This is a genomic window from Sphingomonas sp. Leaf10, from assembly GCF_001421245.1.
Lineage (GTDB): Bacteria > Pseudomonadota > Alphaproteobacteria > Sphingomonadales > Sphingomonadaceae > Sphingomonas.
Genome location: NZ_LMKE01000008.1, coordinates 17,307 through 36,803 on the forward strand (window position 1 = coordinate 17,307; position 19,497 = coordinate 36,803).

Genomic DNA, 19,497 nt, shown 5'->3' on the forward strand with positions numbered 1-19,497 from the left:
CGACGATATGGGGTTCGGCGCGGGCGGTGCGGCGGGCGATCACGACGAACCCGATCCGCCGCCCGCCCGTCGCCGCTTCCTGCCGAGCAGCATCGGCCTGTCGACGATGGTCGATACCGCCGTCGCCTCGATCGATGTGAGGGTCGATTGGGGCGATTACGTCCCCGAACCGCCGCTGCCGCCCAACGTGCTGGAAAGCGGCGGCGAACCTCATGGACAGCCGATCGGCTGGCGCCGCGTGCCGCGCGGCTGCACGATCACCGTGCCGCTGCCGCCGATGGCGGTCGGGATCGCGCACCACCCCCTGCCCGGCACCGCCGCCACCGCGCGCCCCGGCGGCGCGCTCGAACTTGCGGTGCGGGCGCGGCCGTTCGCACTTAAACTGCCAAGCGGCGCGACGCGCGCGGTACAGGTGGTGACGGTGTTCCTCGTCAACAAACGGCACGAACCGCCATCGCGCTACCGCGACCTCGCCTATGCCTATCAGGTGCGGCTCACCCTCGATTGCGCCGCCGGGTTCGTCGCCCAGTACGACCTGTCGCGCATCGCCCGCGACGATTGGGACGACCAGCTTGCGGACCTCCATTATCGCGACAGCGCGGCTTATGCCGCCGGTCTCGGCTGTGCGGCGGCGCATGTCGTCGACGCGGACGACATGGTCCGCCGGGTTCACACCACCCACCTGCCACGCGCATCGGTCGAACGGACGGTCGCGGCGGGCGTCGATGCGGTGCCGTTCGCCATGGACCGCTTGGCCGAACTGGCAGGCGGCGACGGGCCGGCGTTACAGGCGGCGTTGCACCCGTTGATTGCCGCCTATGCCGACTGGACCGACGACCAGCACCACGCCGCCGGCGCCGACGACATCGCCGAAGCGCCGCAGCGCATCCGCACCGCCGCCGCGTTGATCGCCGCGCAGCACGAGGCCCGCGACCGGATCGCCGCCGGCATCGCCCTGCTGGCGGCCGACGCGCGCGTGCGACAGGCGTTCGGAATCGCCAACCGTGCCGTCGCCGACGCCACCCGTGCCCGCCGGCCGGGCGATGTCGGACCGGCATGGCGGCCGTTCCAGCTCGCCTTCCTGCTGCTCAACCTCACCGGCATGGCCGATCGCCGCCATGGCGACCGCGAGATTGCCGACCTGCTGTTCTTCCCGACCGGCGGCGGCAAGACCGAGGCGTATCTGGGCCTCGCCGCTTTCACCATCGCGCTGCGCCGGTTGTCGGGCGACGGGCTGCTCGGCGCCGGCGTGGCGGTCATCATGCGCTATACGCTGCGGCTGTTGACGCTCGACCAGCTCGGCCGCGCCGCCGGCCTCGTCTGCGCGCTCGAACTGCTGCGCACCGGTCCGGACTATCGCGACGATGCCGGACGTCCGCTGCTGGGCGACTGGCCGATCGAAATCGGGCTTTGGGTCGGTTCGGACGCCAGCCCCAACCGGCTGGGGCGCAAGGGCGACAGGAGCGACGGCACCGCCGTCCGCCGCGTCCGCGCCTATACCAGTGGTCGCGACAGCCGCGCCCCCGCCCCGATCAAGGCGTGTCCGTGGTGCGGCACCGCCTTCACGCCGCAGAGCTTTCGCTGCGTGCCCCATGCCGACGCGCCGACCAATCTCGAACTGCGCTGCGTCAATCTCGCCTGCCCGTTCACCGGCGACCGCGCGCTCCCGGTGGTGACGGTGGACGAGGCGATCTATCGCCGCCTGCCCGCCTTCCTGATCGCGACGGTCGACAAATTCGCCGCGCTGCCATGGATCGGCGCGGCGGGCGCCTTTTTCGGCCATGTCGACCGTGCCGATGCCAGCGGTTTCTATGGCGCGGCCGAACCCGGCAAGGGGCAGGCACTGCACGGCGGCCACCGGCTCGATCCGCCCGACCTGATCGTGCAGGACGAACTGCATCTGATCTCCGGCCCGCTCGGCACCGTCGCCGGCCTGTACGAGGCGGCGATCGACCGGCTCGCCAGCCGCATCGTCGACGGGCAGCGGGTCCGGCCCAAGATCGTCGCCTCGACCGCCACCGTCCGCCGCGCGGGCGATCAGATCCGCGCGCTGTTCGATCGGGGTGAGACGCGCATCTTTCCGCCGCCCGGTATCGACCGGCGCGACAGTTTCTTCGCGCGCACACGGCCCGAAAGCGCGGCCGATCCGGCCCGCTGGTATGTCGGCATCGCGGCGGCGGGGCGCGGGCCGAAACTGGTGTTCCTGCAGGCGCTGGTGACCCTGCTCGGCGCGGCGCAGGGGCTGGCCGACGATGGCGGTGACGCCGATGCCTATCGCACCGCGCTGTGCTATTTCAACGCGCTGCGCGAACTGGGCGGTGCGCGCCGCATCGTCGAGGACGAGGTCGCCAATCGCCTCGCCAGCTATGGCGCGCAGCGGCGGCGGATCGAGCCGGTCGACCGCCCGTTCGGCGACCGGATGCTGCGCGAACCGGTCGAACTGACCTCACGCGTGTCGACCGATCAGGTCGCGGCGGCCAAGCGGCGGCTGGAAACCGGCTTCGACGGCGTCGATCCGGTCGACGTGGCGCTGGCGACCAACATGATCTCGGTCGGGCTGGACATCGACCGGCTGGGACTGATGCTGGTGCAGGGCCAGCCAAAGACCGCGGCGGAATATATCCAGGCGACCAGCCGCGTCGGCCGCAATCCGGCCCGCCCCGGACTGGTGGTCGCCGTGTTGAACATCCATCGCCCACGCGACCGCATGCACTTCGAACATTTCGAACATTTCCACGACACCTTCTACCGCGCGGTCGAGGCGACCAGCGTCACGCCGTGGTCGGCGCGCGCGCTCGACCGGTCGCTGGCTGCGGTCGTGGTCGCGATCGCTCGCCATCTCGATCCGGCACTTACCCCGTCCGGCGCGGTCGCGGCACTCGCCGGCGCCCCGGCGACCCGCGCGGCGGTGGTCGCGTATCTGGTCGACCGCGCGCCCGCCGACATCGATGGCGGCCGCGACCGGCTGGCAGCGACGATCGAGGAACTGCTCGACGACTGGATCGCCATCGCCGCCGAACAGACCGGCGCCGGCGGACGCTTCACCTACGAAGACCGCCCGCAGCGCCTGCTCCATCCGCCGCTCGACCCGGTGCTGGACAATCTGTCGCCCGGCCATCAACGGTTCCAGGCCGGCTGGAGCATGCGCGACGTCGAGCCGGCGGTGCTGGTCCGGCCTCGCGGACCGACCGGCGAACGGGTCGGTGGCGCGGGGGACATGGCATGACCGGCAAGAAGGTGACGCTGCGCCAGTCGCAACTGGTGCTGGGCTTCGGTCCCGGCGCGATGGTCGACCTGCCGACACGCTCGGTCGTCATCGGGGGACTTGACCTGTGGCACATGCGCGAACGCGGCAGTTGGCGTCCGATCCACGAACCCCGCGCGGCGGCGGTGCTGGAGACGCTGTTGCGGGGCACCGGCCGGCTGGCCGACGGCGTACGGCTGATGCTGCGCACCCCGCCCGTGCATGACGAGAACCGCACCGGCCCCGGCGAACCGCCGGGAATCGAGGCGCGCATCTTTCCCGCATGGTTCGTCGCCCGCGATGCCGAGGAACTGGGCGAGGTTCGGCGCCGCCGGCTGGTCCGCTGGCGCGACCTGAATCCGCGCGGGCGGGCGGAGCTGGTCGACGATGACGGCCGTCACCTCGCGGTGACCCCGATCCGCTTCGTCGCCGGTTGTCACAAGGGGCATTTGCAGGACATCGATTGGGCCTATGCCGTGCATGTCGACCTGCCCGGTCGTTGCGTGCAGCCGCTGTGGCTGGAGGAACGCGGCACGTCGGGCGATCCCGCCTCGACCCGCATCATGTGCGGATGCGGTGCGGCGCTGTCGCTGCGCGATGCGCAAGCCGATGGCCGCTTCGGCAAATGTCGCGGCCGTCGCCCATGGCTGCCGACCGACGATGCCGATTGCGGAGAGAATCTGCGCTTCCTGACCCGCACGGCGACCAACGCCTATTTCCCGCAGGTGCTGACCGTCATCTCGCTGCCCGCCGGCGAGGACGAACTGACCCGTCTGGTCGAGGCGCATATGGACGCGATCGACTGGGTGACCAGCGAAGCGGAGATGGCGATCGCCCGCCGCGCCAACCCGGCGCTCCGCGCCGCACTCGCCGGCTGGAGCGATGCCGACGTCGTCGCCCGTGTCGCGCAACTGCGCAGCACCGGGCATCAGACGATGGCAAAGGCGCCGAAGGTCGCCGAATTCGACCTCCTCGCCTCCGGCCTGCCCGTCATCGGCAGCGATACGCCCGACGCCCGCCTGTTCGCCCGCACCCTGAGCCGCGAACAATGGGATGGCGACCGCCCGCGCCTGTCGCCGATCGCCTCGGCCGTCGCCGTCCACCGCCTGCGCGAGGTCGCCTGTCTCTATGGCTTCACCCGCTTCGAAGCCGCCCCGACCGCAATCGACGGCGATCTGGAGGAACTGCATATCGCGGTCGAGGGTGCCGCGCTCGCCGTCGATCTCGAATGGCTGCCTGCCGTCGAACAACTGGGCGAAGGCATCTTCCTGCGCTTCGACCCACAGGCGATCCGCGACTGGCTGTGCCGCCCGGCGGTCGCGATGCGCGGCGAAGCATTGCTGTCGGGCTGGGATCGCTGGCGTGCCGGACAGGCCTATGGCGACAAGCTGCGTTTCCCCGGCCTAGCTTATTATGCGATGCATGGCTTTTCCCACGCGCTGATGACCGAAATCGCGCTCGACTGCGGCTATCCCGCGACTGCGCTCAAGGAACGGCTCTACGCGATCGTCGACGAGGATGGGGAACGCTTCGGCCTGCTGCTCTACACCGCCTCGACCGGCACGCAGGGGACGCTGGGCGGGCTGGTCGCGGTGCTGCCGCGGCTCGGCGCCATTGCCGAACGCGCGCTCGACCGGCTGGCCCTGTGCAGCGGCGACCCGATCTGCGCCGAACACGATCCCGATGCCCATGCCGACGAACGCGCACTGAGCGGCGCGGCCTGCCATAGCTGCCTGCTGGTCGCCGAAACCAGCTGCGAGGCGCGCAACCTCTACCTCGACCGCGCGCTGACCGCCCCGACCGTGCTGACCGATGCGACGGCGTTGTTCAACGCATGACCCCGCGTTCCAGCCGGTGGCCGCTTTGGCGGGAATGCAACCGAAGCGGCGGCGATTGCCCGCATATGCTTGACTGCCCCGCCCTATCGGCCATGCTTCGTCGCGGGAGGGCGGCATGATCGGTTGGCGGGACGAGAACGGCGGGGTGCATCGCGGTTCGCTGTTCGCGGTGTTCGCGGCGCTGGCGGACGGAGCGGCATGGAGCTTTCCGGCGTTGCGCCCGCATCAGCGCGAGCCATGGCATGCCTTCACCGTGCAGGTCGCGGCGATGGCGCTGCTGCGCGCGGGGCTGGATACGCTGCCCGGCGGCGAGGCGGCGTGGCGCGACCTGCTCCACGGCCTGACCCCCGACCGGCCCGAGGCATGGGAACTGGTGGTCGACGACTGGTCGAAACCGGCGTTGCTCCAGCCACCGACCATCGCCGCGACCGATCGCGCGGCGTACAAGAACCGCCTGCCGACCCCCGACGCGCTCGACATGCTGGTGACCGCCAAGAATCACGACGTGAAGCAGGAGCGGATGGTCGGTGCCAGCGACGAGGACTGGCTGTTCGCGCTGGTGACGCTGCAGACGACCGAGGGGTTTCTGGGGGCTGGCAATTACGGCATTTCACGGATGAATGGCGGCTTCGCCAGCCGGATGAGCATCGGCATCCGGCCGACCGGCGGCGCGGGCGCGATGTTCCGGCGCGACGTCGAACGGCTGGTCGCCGATGGCCGCGCGCGTCCCGATCGCCGTACCGGTACCGAATTGCTGTGGACGGTGCCATGGGATGGTACCGCGTCGCTTCGCTATGACGACCTCGACGAACTCTATGTCGAAATCTGCCGTCGTGTCCGCCTGCGCCGCGATGCGACCGGCGCGATCGAGGCGTTGGCCGCCGGATCGAAATGCGCGCGCGTCGCGGCGACCGAACTGAAAGGCAATACGCTCGACCCCTGGGCGCCGATGAAGGCCGACGGTTCGACCAGCCACACGCCCACCGGCGCCGGTTTCGGCTATCGCCAGATGGCGACCTTGCTCGATTCCAAAAAGATCGCCCTGCCCCGCCTCGCCAAACCGGACCCCGCCGACGACCGCGACGGGCTGGCGATCGTTGCCGCCGCCCTGGTGCGCGGACAGGGCAAGACCGAAGGCCTGCACCGCCGCACCATCCGCACGCCCGGTGCCTTTCGCGATGCGGAGGGGCGCCCGCTCCCGCTCGACCGGATCGGCGAGGTCGCGGGAAAGCGCGCGGAGGACGGGTTCCAGGCCAGCCGCCGCCTGAGCCGCGCGCTGATCTCGCTGGTACAGGGTGGTCCGGACAAGGCACGGCTGGACGATGACAGCGCCAAGAAGAAGATCGAACGCTGGATGAACCGCTTCAACGAAGCGGTCGACGGCATCTTCTTCGACCCGCCATTCTGGGCGGAGGTCGCGGCGACCGACGACAATCACCGCATGGCGTGGCGGGAAACCCTGCGCGACCTTGCGACCGATAGCTTCGCCATCGCCGCCGAAGCCGCACCGGGCACCGAAGTCCGCCGCCTGCCCGCCCGCGCGCGCGCCGGATCGCTACTCCACCACGAAATGAAGAAATGGGTCGAGGATGCCGAATATGGCGAGTAACCCTGCCGCCGCAGGTGCGGCCGCTGCGCCGCCCAATGACTGGATGTGGTCGATCTCGGGTCGCGTGAAGGGAATGTCGAGCGGCGATCGTGCCGCGCTGCGCAGGATGGAACTGACCAGATCGCCGGCGGCAGATGCGGTCGCGATCAAGATGCTGCTGCGCGCAGACGTTCCGCAATCGCGGATCAGGGACGACTGGACGCGGCTACGCCTGATCGGCCATTTCTCCGGACTGCTGTCGGGCACCGCCGCCCTGTACCCGCATGAGGAAAAGCGCGGCGTCGGGGCCGCATTGTTCGAGGCGGGTTTCTCCGAAAAGCGCCTGCTGCGCCTGCTCGCCAGCCGGGGGGAGGCGCTTGGCGATCAACTCGCCCTCGCCGTCCGCATCCTGTCGCGCGAGCGCCAGCCGGTGAACCTGTGGGACATCTATCACCTGCTGGGTGACGATCCAACCAAGTCGGACGCCGCCCGGCTGCGCATGGCGCGGCATTATTATGCCGCACAGGCAAAACATTCCGCCGCACCGGCCCGACCGTAATCATGGGATTTCGCATGACGACCACCGCAACCGACGGCACCGTGCCGAAATTCATCCAGATCCATTTCCTCGCCGCATGGCCCGGCGCGCTGCTCAACCGCGACGATGCCGGCCTTGCCAAGCGCCTGCCCTTCGGCACCGCCACGCGGACGCGGATTTCGTCGCAATGCCTGAAGCGGCACTGGCGCATGGCCGACGACCGGCACGCCCTGCATGAACTGGCGAAGCAGAACGGCGTCGAGGGCGTCCGCTCGAAACAGGCGATCGAACGCGAAGTCACCGGCCCGCTGCGTGCCCGCTTCGACAAGGACATGGTCGATGCGGTCGAGGACGCCTTCATCGCCAAATTCTATGGCAAGAACGCCAAGGACAAGCAGCAGCGTCAGGCGTTGCTGTTCGGTCGCCCCGAACTGAACTGGCTGCGCGCCGAGGCCGAACGCCTCCTCGCCGAAAGCGGCAGTGCGGCCGGTGTGAAGGCGGCAGCGGACATCTGGGTCAAGGAACAGAAGAACAATCTGAACCAGCTGCGCGACCAGAACCTGCTGGCCGCCTCGCTGGAAGCCGCTTTGTTCGGTCGCATGGTGACCAGCGATACGAAGGCGAACCGCGATGCGGCGATCCATGTCGCCCACGCCTTCACCGTCCATGCGATGCAGGCGGAGACCGATTATTTCACCGTCGTCGACGACCTCAGCGACCGCGAACAGGGTGACGATGCCGGGGCCGCCGGCGTGTTCGACACCGAACTGACCTCGGGCCTCTATTACGGCTATGTCGTGGTCGACGTGCCGTTGCTGGTATCGAACCTGACCGGCTGCGACCGGCGCGACTGGGCGGGCGATCAAGACCGCGCGCTGGCCGCGCAGGTGGTCGAGCATCTGGTCCACCTCGTCGCCGAAATCTCGCCCGGCGCGAAGAAGGGATCGACCGCGCCGTACAGCCGCGCCGAACTGGTGCTGGTCGAGGCCGGCGACCGCCAGCCGCGCACCCTCGCCAATGCCTTTCGCGATGCGATCGCGACCAAATACGACCCTGAAGGCTCGCTCGGCCAACGGACGGCGCAGGCCATGGCCAAGCATCTCGCCGACTATGACGGCCTTTATCAAACCGGCGAGGCCCGTCGACTGACTGCTATGCCCGATCTCGCCTTGACCGGCATCGCCAACGGCCCGTTGCGCGAACTGGCGGCATGGGCCGGCACGATCGTGCGGGACGCCCGCGCGTGAAACACCTGCTGCTCGATTGCGACGCGCCGTTGATGAGTTTCGGCGGCGATCTGGTCGATGCATACGGCGTGGTGCGCGATTTTCCGGCGAAGTCGATGGTGGCGGGGCTGTTCGCCAACGCGCTCGGATGGGAACGCTACGATATCGATGCGCAGGCGGCGTTGCAGGACCGTCTGGCGATCGGATCGGCGCGCGTGGTCGAGGGGCAGCGCCAGCGCGAGTTCCAAACCGCACAGCTCGGTGCCAATGACCGCGGCTGGACCACGCGCGGCCGGGTCGAGGGGCGCGCGGGCGGCGCCGATACCTATAAGTCCCCGCACATCCGCTATCGTGACATGGACGCCGATGCCCGCGTCCTCATCGCCTGCCGGCTGGAACCGGCCGACGCCGCACCCGATCTCGATGCGCTGGCGGCGGCGCTGTCCCGCCCCGAACGCCCGTTGTTCCTCGGTCGCAAACCCTTCCTCCCGTCGCGACCGCTGCTGCTGGGCGTGGTCGAGGCCGACACCATCCTCGACGCACTCGCCCTCGGCCTCGCCAGAATCGACCTCCCCCGCCCCGCCGCGCTTCGCGCGCAATGGCCGCTCGGCGAACCCTCCAGCGCGCTCGTGCCGCAGGACGCGCAGGTGGAGGAACTGACTGACGAACGCCACTGGCCCGCCGGCGTCCATGCCGGACTTCGCCGGGTGAAGGTCGGGCGGATCAACTTCCCGGAGGCGACGCCATGACCCTCCATCTGGTTCACATCCCCATCGAGGTCCGCGCGCTTGCCGCCCTGGCGGTGGCGTGGCGGCGCAGCGACGACGATCTCGGCTATGCGCTGCACGCGGCGCTGCTCGCCCGGTTCGGCGACGCCGCCCCCCGCCCGTTCCGTTTCCTGCCCGACCATGAATCGGGTCCGCACCTGCTAGGCTATGTGTCCGATCGCACGGCCTTTGACGAAGCCGCCGCGCTACCGCCCGCAGACGCCATGGTCGCCGCCGTCCTGCCCGGCGAACCGCGACTAAGGGCAATGCCCGATCCATGGCGCGAAGGGGCACGCTATGGCTTCGAAGTGCGCGTCCGCCCGGTGGTGCGCTTCGGCAAGAGCGTCCGTGCCGCGCGTGCCGAACGCGGTGGCGGATGGCTGCATGGTGCCGGTGAGATCGACGCCAACACCGCCGCGCGCGAACGGGTCGAACGCGCGGGCGGTGATCCCGACACGGTCGATCGGGCGGCGGTGTATATCGACTGGCTCGCGACCCGTCTGGCTGGTGCAGCGACGCTCGACCATGCCGACCTCCGCCATTTCTGCCGCACCCGCACCTTGCGCAACACCCACCGCAGCGAAGGGCGTCGCACCCACCGGGTCGAGGGGCCGGACGCGCTGATCGGCGGCACGCTGACGATCACCGATCCGGCTGCGTTTGCGGCGCTGCTGGCCAAGGGGGTCGGGCGGCACGCAGGCTTCGGCTATGGCATGTTGCTGCTCGCCCCGCCGCCCCGGGCCGGATAGATGCTGTCTGGTCGCCTCGGTCTCGAAAAGGCGCGCATTCCCCATGCCGACCGGCAGGGGCTGGTCTGGCTCGATCGCGGCCGGCTGGAGGTGGAGGATGGCTGCCTCCGCTTCGTCACAGCGGGCGGCGGGACGCTAGGCGCGGGCGATTACCAGATTCCCTATCACGCGATCTCGATCGTGTTGCTCGGCCCCGGATCGAGCGTCACCCATGACGCGCTGCGCCTGCTCGCCCGGCACGGCTGCGCGCTCGCAGCGATCGGCGACGGGGCGGTGCGCTTCTACACCGCGCCGCCGCTGATGCCCGACAGTTCGGCGCTGGCCCGTGCGCAGGTCCGCCGCTGGGCCGATCCGAAGCTGCGCATGGAAACCGCGCGTGCCATGTATGCGATGCGCTTCGGCGAGATCGTGCGCACCCGCGACATCGCCGTGCTGCGCGGACAGGAAGGGGCGCGGATCAAGCGCGCCTATGTCCTTGCCGCCGAACGACACGGCATCGTGTGGAACGGCCGCCGTTACGACCGTGAAAATCCGGAGGCCGGCGACCTCGCCAACCAAGCGATCAACCATGCCGGATCGGCGATGACCGCCGCCGCCGCGGTCGCGGTGGCCGCGACCGGCGCAATCCCGCAACTGGGCTTCGTACACGAGGATTCGGGGCAGAGCTTCGTCCTCGACATCGCCGACCTCTATCGCCACGACATGCTGCTCGACATTGCCTTCGGCGCGGTCCGCGAGGCACGCGCCAGGGGCGCCGCGCCGATCGAGCGGCTGGTCCGCAAACGCGCTGCGCTGCTCTTTCGCCAGCGCAGCGTCATTCCCGGTATGATCGACCGGATCAAGGCGCTGCTGCTCCCCGCCGCCGGGCCGCCCGCCGATGCTTCGCCCGCCGTCGTGCCGCTGCCCGAACCGAACTGACGCCGTGCCGCTGACCGTCGTCATCACCCGCGACGTCGAGGATCGCTATCGCGGCTTCCTCGGCTCGGCGATGCTCGAACTGGCGCCCGGCGTCTATGCCCAGCCCCGCATGAGCGCGGGCGTACGCGGCCGCATCTGGACCGTCGTCGAGGAATGGCACACCCGCTTGCGCCGCGGCAGCATCGTGATGTGCTGGGCCGAACCCGCCTCCGCCGGCGGCCTCGGCCTGTCGGTACTGGGCGAACCGCCCAAGGACGTGATCGCGCACGACGGCATCCTCCTGGTCCGCCGCGCACTGTCCGCGCGACAGACACCGCAGCCGCCGGAGCCGCCGGGATGAGGTTGGCGGGGGTACGAGAAGGACGGTCTTTGACATCGTGAAGGAATCGAGGCAGTTAGATGGCAGAGGCTCCCCCGCACCCGCGGGGATCGACCCGTGACGTTCGGGGCAGCAGTCGTCTTGGCTACGGCTCCCCCGCACCCGCGGGGATCGACCCATGTTTTCGAGCGGCCGTGAGTTCGGCCGCAAGGCTCCCCCGCACCCGCGGGGATCGACCTTTCCCATTTATGGGCAGGCGATCGATACTTCGGGCTCCCCCGCACCCGCGGGGATCGACCCGCCCATACCCGGTCTAGCGCGGAGTTTGCTGCGGCTCCCCCGCACCCGCGGGGATCGACCCTGCATTTGATGGACCCGCGGCTTTGTTCGCCGGGCTCCCCCGCACCCGCGGGGATCGACCCATGCGGGTCGCTTCTAGATACCGCGCCTCGTTGGCTCCCCCGCACCCGCGGGGATCGACCCACGGTTGGCGGCAAGGGGCAGTATACCACTGCGGCTCCCCCGCACCCGCGGGGATCGACCCGACGCGAGTAGCCACGCAACCGCTTGATGCCCGGCTCCCCCGCACCCGCGGGGATCGACCCCGCTGGAAAACTCGGCCCACGCATTGGTGAGAGGCTCCCCCGCACCCGCGGGGATCGACCCCGTTCGCCGCGTACGACGACTACACCGCCGCCGGCTCCCCCGCACCCGCGGGGATCGACCCCTCCCACTTTTTCGTCGTGTAGTTGCGGGCAAGGCTCCCCCGCACCCGCGGGGATCGACCCCCAGTCCGGCGACGAGCGTTGATCGTGTCGCCGGCTCCCCCGCACCCGCGGGGATCGACCCTTGCAAATGGTGCTGTCGATTCTCGCTTTCGTGGCTCCCCCGCACCTGCGGGGATCGACCCGCCTGCACCTGTCGGCGGTAATCGTCGGCGATGGCTCCCCCGCACCTGCGGGGATCGACCCCCATCGGCAAGATTCTCAAAGGCCCCAACTTCGGCTCCCCCGCACCCGCGGGGATCGACCCCTGACCACCTACCGGGGGCTGGTCGAGAGCGTGGCTCCCCCGCACCCGCGGGGATCGACCCGACTGACGCGCCGCTGTTTGCCACAGAAACCTGGCTCCCCTGCACCGGCGATAATTTATACACGCCGACTTCCCGGCCCTGATCGCAGCGTCGGCGTTTATGAATTCCGACCCGTGCAGGAACGACGATCCGCTGCCACCCCCTCCACGATCGCCCCCGCCGCCGCCGACACATCGGCCCACGTCACCTCGAATCCCGCCGCGCCGCCGTAATAGGGATCGACCACCGCCTGCCCCGTCCGGCCCGGCACGGCATCCATCAACAACCCGATCCTCGCGGTCGAATCCTTCGGCGCCCGCCGCCGCAGTTCCGCCAGATTGTCGCGGTCGAGCGCGAGGATATCGGTGAACCGCCGAAAGTCCGCCGCCACGACCTGCCGCGCGCGATGCCCCGAAATATCGATGCCATGGGCCAGCGCCACCGCCTGCGACCGCGGATCGGGCGGGTTGCCGACATGCCACGCGCCCGTTCCCGCCGAATCGACCGTCATCGCCACCCCCGCCCGCGCCGCCGCATCGCGCAGTGCCGCCTCGGCCAGCGGCGAGCGACAGATGTTGCCGAGACAGACAAGCAGGAACGAGCGGGTGGACGATAGCGACATAGTGCTCTCCATATCCGTTCGGTTCGGGCAGTTTCGAGCGAAGCAAACGGATGAGGCGAAAACGGACGAAACCCATGGCATCCCCCGCCCCCATACGCCAATAGTATCCCAAACAGGGGAGAGGCCGATGGCAACAGCAACCACACCGATCGCACCGACCACGGTGCGCGAATGGATCGGCTGGGCGGCGGTGGCGATCGTCGGTGCGATCGCGCTCGGCTGGATCGCGCTGATGCGGGGCGAACCGGTCAACGCGCTGTGGATCGTCGTCGCGTCGCTGTGCGTCTACGCCATCGCCTATCGCTTCTATGGTCTGTTCATCGCCAGCCGCGTGCTGCGCGTCGATCCCTCCCGCCCCACCCCGGCGGTCCGTCGCGACGATGGCCTCGACTATGTTCCCACCCACAAGGGCGTGCTGTTCGGCCACCATTTCGCCGCCATCGCCGGCGCGGGGCCATTGGTCGGCCCGGTCCTCGCGGCGCAAATGGGCTATCTGCCGGGCACGCTCTGGCTGCTCGCCGGCGTGGTGTTCGCCGGCGCGGTGCAGGATTTCCTGATCCTCTATTTCTCCACCCGGCGCGATGCCCGGTCGCTCGGCGACATGATCCGCAGCGAAATGGGGCTGATCCCCGGCACCATCGCGCTGATCGGCGTGCTGATGATCATGATCATCCTGCTCGCGGTCCTCGCGCTGGTGGTGGTCAAGGCGCTGACCGGCAGTCCATGGGGCACCTTCACCGTCTTCGCGACCATCCCGATCGCGGTGCTGATGGGTCTCTATGGCCGCTTCCTGCGCCCCGGCAAGATCGCCGAAATGTCGGTGATCGGTTTCGTGCTGCTGATGGCCGCGATCGTCGGTGGCGAGCCGGTGGCGCATTCGCCGACGCTCGCCCCGCTGTTCACCTATTCGGGGCCGGCGCTGGCTCTCATCCTGATGGCGTACGGCTTCGTCGCCTCGGTCGCGCCGGTCTGGCTGCTGCTCGCCCCGCGCGACTATCTGTCGACCTTTCTCAAGATCGGGGTGATCGCCGGCCTCGCGCTCGGCATCCTCTATGTCCGTCCCGACCTGCAGATGCCCGCCGTTACCCACTTCATCGACGGCACCGGCCCGGCATTCTCGGGCAAGCTGTTCCCGTTCCTGTTCATCACCATCGCCTGCGGCGCAGTCTCCGGTTTCCACGCGCTGATCGCCAGCGGCACCACGCCCAAGATGGTCGCAAGCGAAGCCGACCTCCGCTTCATCGGCTATGGCGCGATGCTGACCGAAAGTTTCGTCGCGATCATGGCGCTGATCGCCGCCTGCGTGCTCGACCCCGCCGTCTATTTCGCGATGAACGCCCCGCCCGCCCTCATCGGCACCACCGCCCAGAGCGCCGCGCAGGCGATCGCGGGATGGGGCTTCGTGGTCACCCCCGACATGCTTGATCAGTTGGCGCGCAACGTCGGCGAAAGCAGCATCCTGTCGCGCGCGGGCGGCGCGCCGACGCTGGCGGTCGGCATGGCGCATATCCTGTCCCAAGTGATCGGCGGACAAGCGATGATGGCCTTCTGGTACCATTTCGCCATTCTGTTCGAAGCGCTGTTCATCCTGACCACGGTCGATGCCGGCACCCGCGTCGCCCGCTTCATGATCCAGGACCTGCTCGGCAGCTTCATTCCGGCGATGAAGGAAACGCAGAAGCTCGGCCCCAACCTGATCGGCACCGCGCTCGCCGTCGCCGCTTGGGGGTATTTCCTCTATAGCGGCGTGACCGACCCGCTGGGCGGGATCAACACGCTGTGGCCACTGTTCGGCATTTCGAACCAGATGCTCGCCGCCATCGCGCTGATCCTGTCGACGGTGCTGCTCTTCAAGATGAAGCGCGACCGCTATGCATGGGTCACGATAGTCCCGACCGCATGGTTGCTGATCTGCACGCTGACCGCCGGCTGGCAGAAGCTGTTCGACGCCAATCCGAAGATCGGCTTCCTCGCCCACGCCAACGTCTTTTCGGAAGCCCTCGCACGCGGCGAGATCCTCGCCCCCGCCAAGACCGCGGCGGAGATGCAGCGGATCATCCTCAACGACCGCATCGATGCAGGGCTGTGCGTGCTGTTCATCGTCGTCGTGCTCTCGATCCTGACCTACGGCATCGGCGCGATCCGCAAGGCCAAGGCGGCCCGCACCCCTACCACACAGGAGGTCGGCGATGCGGTTCCTGCGTAAGCTGGCCGAGGGGGCGCGGCTGATGGTCGGCATCCCCGATTACGACCGCTACGTCGCCCACCGCGTCGCGCACCATCCGCACGAACCGGTGATGAGCGTCAAGGAATTCCACCGCGACCGCATCGCCCGTCGCTACGGCACCGGCCCCGGCGCCCCGCCAAGGTGTTGCTGAGGGGCCTACACCAAAATCGTCACCCCAACGCAGGCTGGGGTCTCCCGCGGCTCCTGTCCCGCCCGCCAACCGGCAGATCCCAGCCTGCGCTGGAATGACGTTTATGGAACGGCACAAAAAAGCCCCTCCCTGACAGGGAGGGGTTGGGGTAGGTCGGCCCGCGAGGAACGGTAACGCCAACCAACTGGCCTACCCACCCCCAACCCCTCCCTTGTCAGGGAGGGGAGCAAAGAACCGCTACTCCCGGATATTGCGCCGGAACGTCTCGGGCAGGAACAGCGCGCCCAGCACCAGCGTCACCACCGCCAGCACCACCGGATACCACAGCCCGTAATAGATATCCCCCGTGGCCGCGACCATCGCGAACGCGGTCGTCGGCAGGAACCCGCCGAACCAGCCATTGCCGATATGATAGGGCAACGACATCGACGTATAGCGGATGCGGCTGGGGAACAATTCGACCAGCAGCGCCGCGATCGGGCCATAGACCATGGTCACCAGCAGCACCATGAACCACAGGATCAGGATCACCAGCGGCTTGTTGATCGCCGCCGGATCGGCCTTGGCCGGATAGCCTGCTTCCGCCAGCGCCGCCGCCACTTCGCCCTGATAGGCGGTGATCGCCGCCGCCCGCGCCGGCCCGGTCACCTGCGCCGGATCGGGCGCGACCAGCGTCCGGGCGCCGACGCTCACGCTGGCGATGGTCCCCGCCGGTGCCTCGACATTGGTATAGCTGATGCCGTTCTTCGCCAGATACGACTTGGCGATGTCGCAGCTTTTCGCATCGAACTTGTTTCGCCCGATCGGATCGAACTGGACCGAGCAGTCCGCGTCATGCGCGCTCACTCGCACCGGCGACGCCGTCTGCGCCTGCGCCAGCGCCGGATTGGCGGCATCGGTCAGCGCCCCGAACAGCGGGAAATAGGTGATCGCCGCCAGCGCACAGCCGGCCATGATGATCCATTTCCGCCCGATCTTGTCCGACAGCCAGCCGAAGAACACGAAGAACGGCGTCCCCAGCGCCAGCGAGATCGCCAGCAGCACGTTCACCGTCGCCCCGTCGACCTTCATCATCTTCTCAAGGAAGAACAGGACATAGAATTGCCCGGTATACCAAACCACCGCCTGACCCATCGCCGCGCCGAACAGCGCGATCAGCACGACCTTCAAATTCGGCCAGCGCAGGAACGCCTCGGTCAGCGGTGCCTTCGACGTCTTGCCCTCTTCCTTCATCTTCAGGAACACCGGGCTTTCCGACAATTGCAGCCGGATCCACATCGATACGCCCAGCAGCAGGATCGACACGAGGAACGGCAACCGCCACCCGAACCCACCGAACGTCTCCTCGCCCAGCAGCGTGCGGAACCCGATCACGACCAGCAAAGCCGCGAACAGCCCCATCGTCGCCGTCGTCTGGATGAAGCTGGTATACAGCCCCCGCTTCCCGTCGGGCGCATGTTCGGCGACATAGGTCGCGGCGCCGCCATATTCGCCGCCCAGCGCCAGCCCCTGCAAAATGCGCAGCGCGACGAGGATCACCGGCGCCGCCACGCCGATACTGGCATAGGAGGGCAGCAACCCGACCGCGAAGGTCGACAGGCCCATGATCCCCATAGTCACCAGAAACGTGTTCTTGCGCCCGACCAGATCGCCGATCCGCCCGAACACCAGCGCCCCGAACGGCCGCACCGCAAACCCGGCCGCGAACGCACCCAGCGCCAGGATGAACCCCGTCGTTTCGTTCACGCCCGAAAAGAATTGCTTCGAGATGTACGTCGCCAGCAGCCCGTACAGATAGAAATCATACCATTCGAACACGGTGCCCAGCGACGACGCGGCGATCACCAGTTTCTCGTTCTGGCCCTTGGGGGTCGCCCCGGCCGTTGCTTCCGCCATGGCGGCATCCTCTCCTTTGCCGGATCGTTGCCCGATCCCGGCGTTTCACTCCCCTCCCTGACAGGGAGGGGCTGCGGGTGGGTCGGCCAGTTGGCTGGCGTTACCGTCCCTCGCGGGCCGACACACCCCCCGACCCCTCGCTTTTCAGGGAGGGGAGGAGGCGGGAAACCGGCGCGTTGCGCAGGGGCACGATCGTTCGCCGCACTTCCCTGCCGCGCCAGTGTCATCTGCGCGGGCCATGGGCGGAAGTACGACCTTGGTCGTAGGGGCAAGCGGCTTGACGCGCATACCCCTCACCACAGATCAAGGGCATAGGAGAGACATATGACCCAGACGATTCACGCGGCCCGCCAAGACGATGCCGCGCGCGTGGACCAGGCCGAGTACGAAGCGCGCTACGCCGCCTCGGTCGCCGATCCCGAAGCCTATTGGCGCGAGGGCGGCACCTGCATCGACTGGTCGCGGCCCTATTCCGAGGTCAAGGACACCTCGTTCGATGAAGCCGATTTCCGCATCCGCTGGTTCGCCGATGGCCAGACCAACGTCTCGGTCAACTGCCTCGACCGCCATCTCGCCGAACGCGGTGACCAGGTCGCGATCATCTGGGAAGGCGACGAACCGGGCGAGACGCGCCGCGTCACCTATCGCGAACTCCACAGCCAAGTCTGCTGCTTCGCCAACGTCCTGAAGGCGAAGGGCGTGAAGAAGGGCGACCGCGTCACCCTCTATCTGCCGATGATGGCGGAGGCAGCGGCGGCGATGCTCGCCTGCACCCGCATCGGCGCAATCCATTCGATCGTGTTCGGCGGCTTTTCGCCCGACAGCCTCGCCAACCGCATCGTCGATTGCGACAGCCGTTTGGTCATCACCGCCGACGAAGGCTGTCGCGGCGGCAAGCGCATCCCGCTAAAGGCCAATGTCGACAAGGCGCTGGCCCATGCTCCCGGCGTCGACACCGTCATCGTCATCCGCCGCAGCGGCGCGGACGTACCGATGGTCGAGGGCCGCGATCACTGGCTCCACGACCTGCTCGCCGAAGCCTCGCCCGACTGCCCGGCCGAACCGATGGACGCCGAAGACCCGCTGTTCATCCTCTATACCAGCGGCTCGACCGGCAAGCCCAAGGGCGTGCTCCACACGACCGGCGGCTATCTGGTCTGGGCGCACACCACCTTCCGCGACGTGTTCGATTACCGTGATGGCGAAATCTTCTGGTGCACCGCCGATATCGGCTGGGTCACCGGCCACAGCTATGTCGTCTACGGCCCGCTCAGCAACGGCGCAACCACGGTCATGTTCGACGGCGTGCCCAACTATCCCGACCATGGCCGCTTCTGGGAAACGATCGACCGGCTGGGCGTCAACATCTTCTACACCGCCCCTACTGCGATCCGCGCGCTGATGCGCGAAGGCGACCAGTGGGTGACGAAATCCAGCCGAAAGTCGCTGCGCATCCTCGGCTCAGTCGGCGAACCGATCAATCCGGAGGCATGGGACTGGTATCACCGCGTCGTCGGCGACCGCCGCTGCCCGATCGTGGATACCTGGTGGCAGACCGAAACCGGCGGCATCCTCATCTCGCCCCTCCCCTATGCCACCGACCTGAAACCCGGCAGCGCGACAAAACCCCTGCCCGGCGTACAGCCGCTGATCGTCGATGCGGAGGGCAAGGAACTGGACGGCGCGACCGAGGGTAACCTGTGCATCGCCGACAGCTGGCCGGGGCAGATGCGGACGGTGTGGGGCGACCACGACCGGTTCTTCCAGACCTATTTCACCACCTATCCTGGCAAGTACTTCACCGGCGACGGCGTGCGCCGCGACGCCGACGGCTATTACTGGATCACCGGCCGCGTCGACGACGTCATCAACGTCAGCGGTCACCGCATGGGCACCGCCGAGGTCGAAAGCGCCCTCGTCGCGCATCAAAAAGTTGCCGAAGCCGCGGTCGTCGGCATGCCCCACGACATCAAGGGGCAAGGCATCTACGCCTATGTGACGCTCAACGCCGGCGAGGAACCGTCCGACGACCTGCGCGCCGAACTCCGCAACTGGGTCCGGCAGGAAATCGGCCCCGTCGCCACCCCCGACGCCCTCCAATTCGCGCCGGGTCTGCCCAAAACCCGCTCGGGCAAGATCATGCGCCGCATCCTGCGCAAGATCGCCGAGAACGACACCGGGAACCTCGGCGACACCTCGACGCTCGCCGACCCGAGCGTGGTCGACACGCTGGTCAGCGAACGCATCCGTCCGGCGTAAGCATTTAACAGCGAGCATCGCCCTCACCCTACCCACCGGCTACGCCGGCGGGCCCCTTCCCTCTCTCGGTGGGAGAGGGAGGG

The 19,497-nt window shown here is 68.5% G+C and carries 14 protein-coding genes and 1 CRISPR repeat array; of the genes, 12 read left to right on the forward strand and 2 right to left on the reverse strand.

Annotated elements, in window-relative coordinates; translation table 11 throughout:
- The first annotated feature begins 7 nt into the window (after positions 1-7).
- The 9 genes from drmA (at position 8) to cas2e (ending at position 11,208) form a co-directional block, all read left to right on the forward strand.
- Entirely contained in the window at positions 8-3,226 is a 3,219-nt protein-coding gene (gene drmA, locus ASE59_RS08490) for a DISARM system helicase DrmA (RefSeq protein ID WP_200913199.1), read from the forward strand.
- Positions 3,223-5,082, forward strand: coding sequence for a DUF1998 domain-containing protein (drmB, locus tag ASE59_RS08495; protein ID WP_056455049.1), 1,860 nt, complete (start codon positions 3,223-3,225; stop codon positions 5,080-5,082). The genes drmA and drmB overlap by 4 nt, the downstream gene beginning before the upstream one ends.
- Before the next feature lie 115 nt (positions 5,083-5,197).
- Positions 5,198-6,691, forward strand: a complete 1,494-nt coding sequence (locus tag ASE59_RS08500; RefSeq protein WP_056455054.1) for a hypothetical protein — start codon at positions 5,198-5,200, stop codon at positions 6,689-6,691.
- Positions 6,681-7,229: a type I-E CRISPR-associated protein Cse2/CasB gene (locus tag ASE59_RS08505; RefSeq protein WP_056455057.1), complete on the forward strand. Its 549-nt coding sequence runs from the start codon at positions 6,681-6,683 to the stop codon at positions 7,227-7,229. The genes ASE59_RS08500 and ASE59_RS08505 overlap by 11 nt, the downstream gene beginning before the upstream one ends.
- Positions 7,230-7,243: 14 nt before the next feature.
- A complete protein-coding gene (gene cas7e, locus ASE59_RS08510) occupies positions 7,244-8,455 on the forward strand; it encodes a type I-E CRISPR-associated protein Cas7/Cse4/CasC (RefSeq protein ID WP_056455117.1) in 1,212 nt (403 codons plus the stop codon).
- Positions 8,452-9,183 carry a type I-E CRISPR-associated protein Cas5/CasD gene (gene cas5e / locus ASE59_RS08515; protein ID WP_200913201.1) on the forward strand — a complete coding sequence of 244 codons (732 nt, stop codon included), beginning with the start codon at positions 8,452-8,454 and terminating at the stop codon, positions 9,181-9,183. Before cas7e ends, cas5e begins: the two co-directional genes overlap by 4 nt.
- A complete protein-coding gene (locus tag ASE59_RS08520; RefSeq protein ID WP_056455063.1) occupies positions 9,180-9,950 on the forward strand; it encodes a type I-E CRISPR-associated protein Cas6/Cse3/CasE in 771 nt (256 codons plus the stop codon). The genes cas5e and ASE59_RS08520 overlap by 4 nt, the downstream gene beginning before the upstream one ends.
- Positions 9,951-10,868 carry a type I-E CRISPR-associated endonuclease Cas1e gene (cas1e, locus tag ASE59_RS08525; RefSeq protein ID WP_056455066.1) on the forward strand — a complete coding sequence of 306 codons (918 nt, stop codon included), beginning with the start codon at positions 9,951-9,953 and terminating at the stop codon, positions 10,866-10,868.
- 4 nt (positions 10,869-10,872) lie between these two features.
- Positions 10,873-11,208 (forward strand): type I-E CRISPR-associated endoribonuclease Cas2e, encoded by a 336-nt coding sequence (gene cas2e, locus ASE59_RS08530; RefSeq protein ID WP_056455068.1) that lies wholly within the window; start codon positions 10,873-10,875, stop codon positions 11,206-11,208.
- Between the two features lie 67 nt (positions 11,209-11,275).
- A CRISPR array of direct repeats spans positions 11,276-12,280; the repeat unit is 29 nt; unit sequence GGCTCCCCCGCACCCGCGGGGATCGACCC.
- A 97-nt stretch (positions 12,281-12,377) separates the two neighbouring features.
- Here cas2e and ASE59_RS08535 read toward each other — a convergent pair.
- Entirely contained in the window at positions 12,378-12,881 is a 504-nt protein-coding gene (locus tag ASE59_RS08535; protein WP_056455070.1) for a low molecular weight protein-tyrosine-phosphatase, read from the reverse strand.
- A 127-nt stretch (positions 12,882-13,008) separates the two neighbouring features.
- Between ASE59_RS08535 and ASE59_RS08540 the strand changes: the two genes are divergently transcribed.
- Entirely contained in the window at positions 13,009-15,087 is a 2,079-nt protein-coding gene (locus ASE59_RS08540; RefSeq protein ID WP_056455073.1) for a carbon starvation CstA family protein, read from the forward strand.
- Positions 15,071-15,259 (forward strand): YbdD/YjiX family protein, encoded by a 189-nt coding sequence (locus tag ASE59_RS08545; RefSeq protein ID WP_056455075.1) that lies wholly within the window; start codon positions 15,071-15,073, stop codon positions 15,257-15,259. Before ASE59_RS08540 ends, ASE59_RS08545 begins: the two co-directional genes overlap by 17 nt.
- A 237-nt stretch (positions 15,260-15,496) precedes the next feature.
- Here the strand turns inward: ASE59_RS08545 and ASE59_RS08550 are convergent, their stop codons facing one another.
- A complete protein-coding gene (locus ASE59_RS08550) occupies positions 15,497-17,155 on the reverse strand; it encodes an MFS transporter (protein WP_056455077.1) in 1,659 nt (552 codons plus the stop codon).
- Positions 17,156-17,479: 324 nt separating this feature from the next.
- Here ASE59_RS08550 and acs point away from each other — a divergent pair, with 324 nt between their 5' ends.
- Complete coding sequence (gene acs / locus ASE59_RS08555) at positions 17,480-19,414, forward strand: acetate--CoA ligase (RefSeq protein WP_056455080.1); 1,935 nt, start codon at positions 17,480-17,482, stop codon at positions 19,412-19,414.
- Positions 19,415-19,497: the final 83 nt, after the last annotated feature.

Bases quoted from the DNA above. Each gene is read 5' to 3' on its own strand.
- drmA (WP_200913199.1), top strand. From the start codon at position 8: ATGGGGTTCGGCGCGGGCGGTGCGGCGGGCGATCACGACGAACCCGAT.
- drmB (WP_056455049.1), top strand. From the start codon at position 3,223: ATGACCGGCAAGAAGGTGACGCTGCGCCAGTCGCAACTGGTGCTGGGC.
- ASE59_RS08500 (WP_056455054.1), top strand. From the start codon at position 5,198: ATGATCGGTTGGCGGGACGAGAACGGCGGGGTGCATCGCGGTTCGCTG.
- ASE59_RS08505 (WP_056455057.1), top strand. From the start codon at position 6,681: ATGGCGAGTAACCCTGCCGCCGCAGGTGCGGCCGCTGCGCCGCCCAAT.
- cas7e (WP_056455117.1), top strand. From the start codon at position 7,244: ATGACGACCACCGCAACCGACGGCACCGTGCCGAAATTCATCCAGATC.
- ASE59_RS08520 (WP_056455063.1), top strand. From the start codon at position 9,180: ATGACCCTCCATCTGGTTCACATCCCCATCGAGGTCCGCGCGCTTGCC.
- cas1e (WP_056455066.1), top strand. From the start codon at position 9,951: ATGCTGTCTGGTCGCCTCGGTCTCGAAAAGGCGCGCATTCCCCATGCC.
- ASE59_RS08535 (WP_056455070.1), bottom strand. From the start codon at position 12,881: ATGTCGCTATCGTCCACCCGCTCGTTCCTGCTTGTCTGTCTCGGCAAC.
- ASE59_RS08540 (WP_056455073.1), top strand. From the start codon at position 13,009: ATGGCAACAGCAACCACACCGATCGCACCGACCACGGTGCGCGAATGG.
- ASE59_RS08545 (WP_056455075.1), top strand. From the start codon at position 15,071: ATGCGGTTCCTGCGTAAGCTGGCCGAGGGGGCGCGGCTGATGGTCGGC.
- ASE59_RS08550 (WP_056455077.1), bottom strand. From the start codon at position 17,155: ATGGCGGAAGCAACGGCCGGGGCGACCCCCAAGGGCCAGAACGAGAAA.
- acs (WP_056455080.1), top strand. From the start codon at position 17,480: ATGACCCAGACGATTCACGCGGCCCGCCAAGACGATGCCGCGCGCGTG.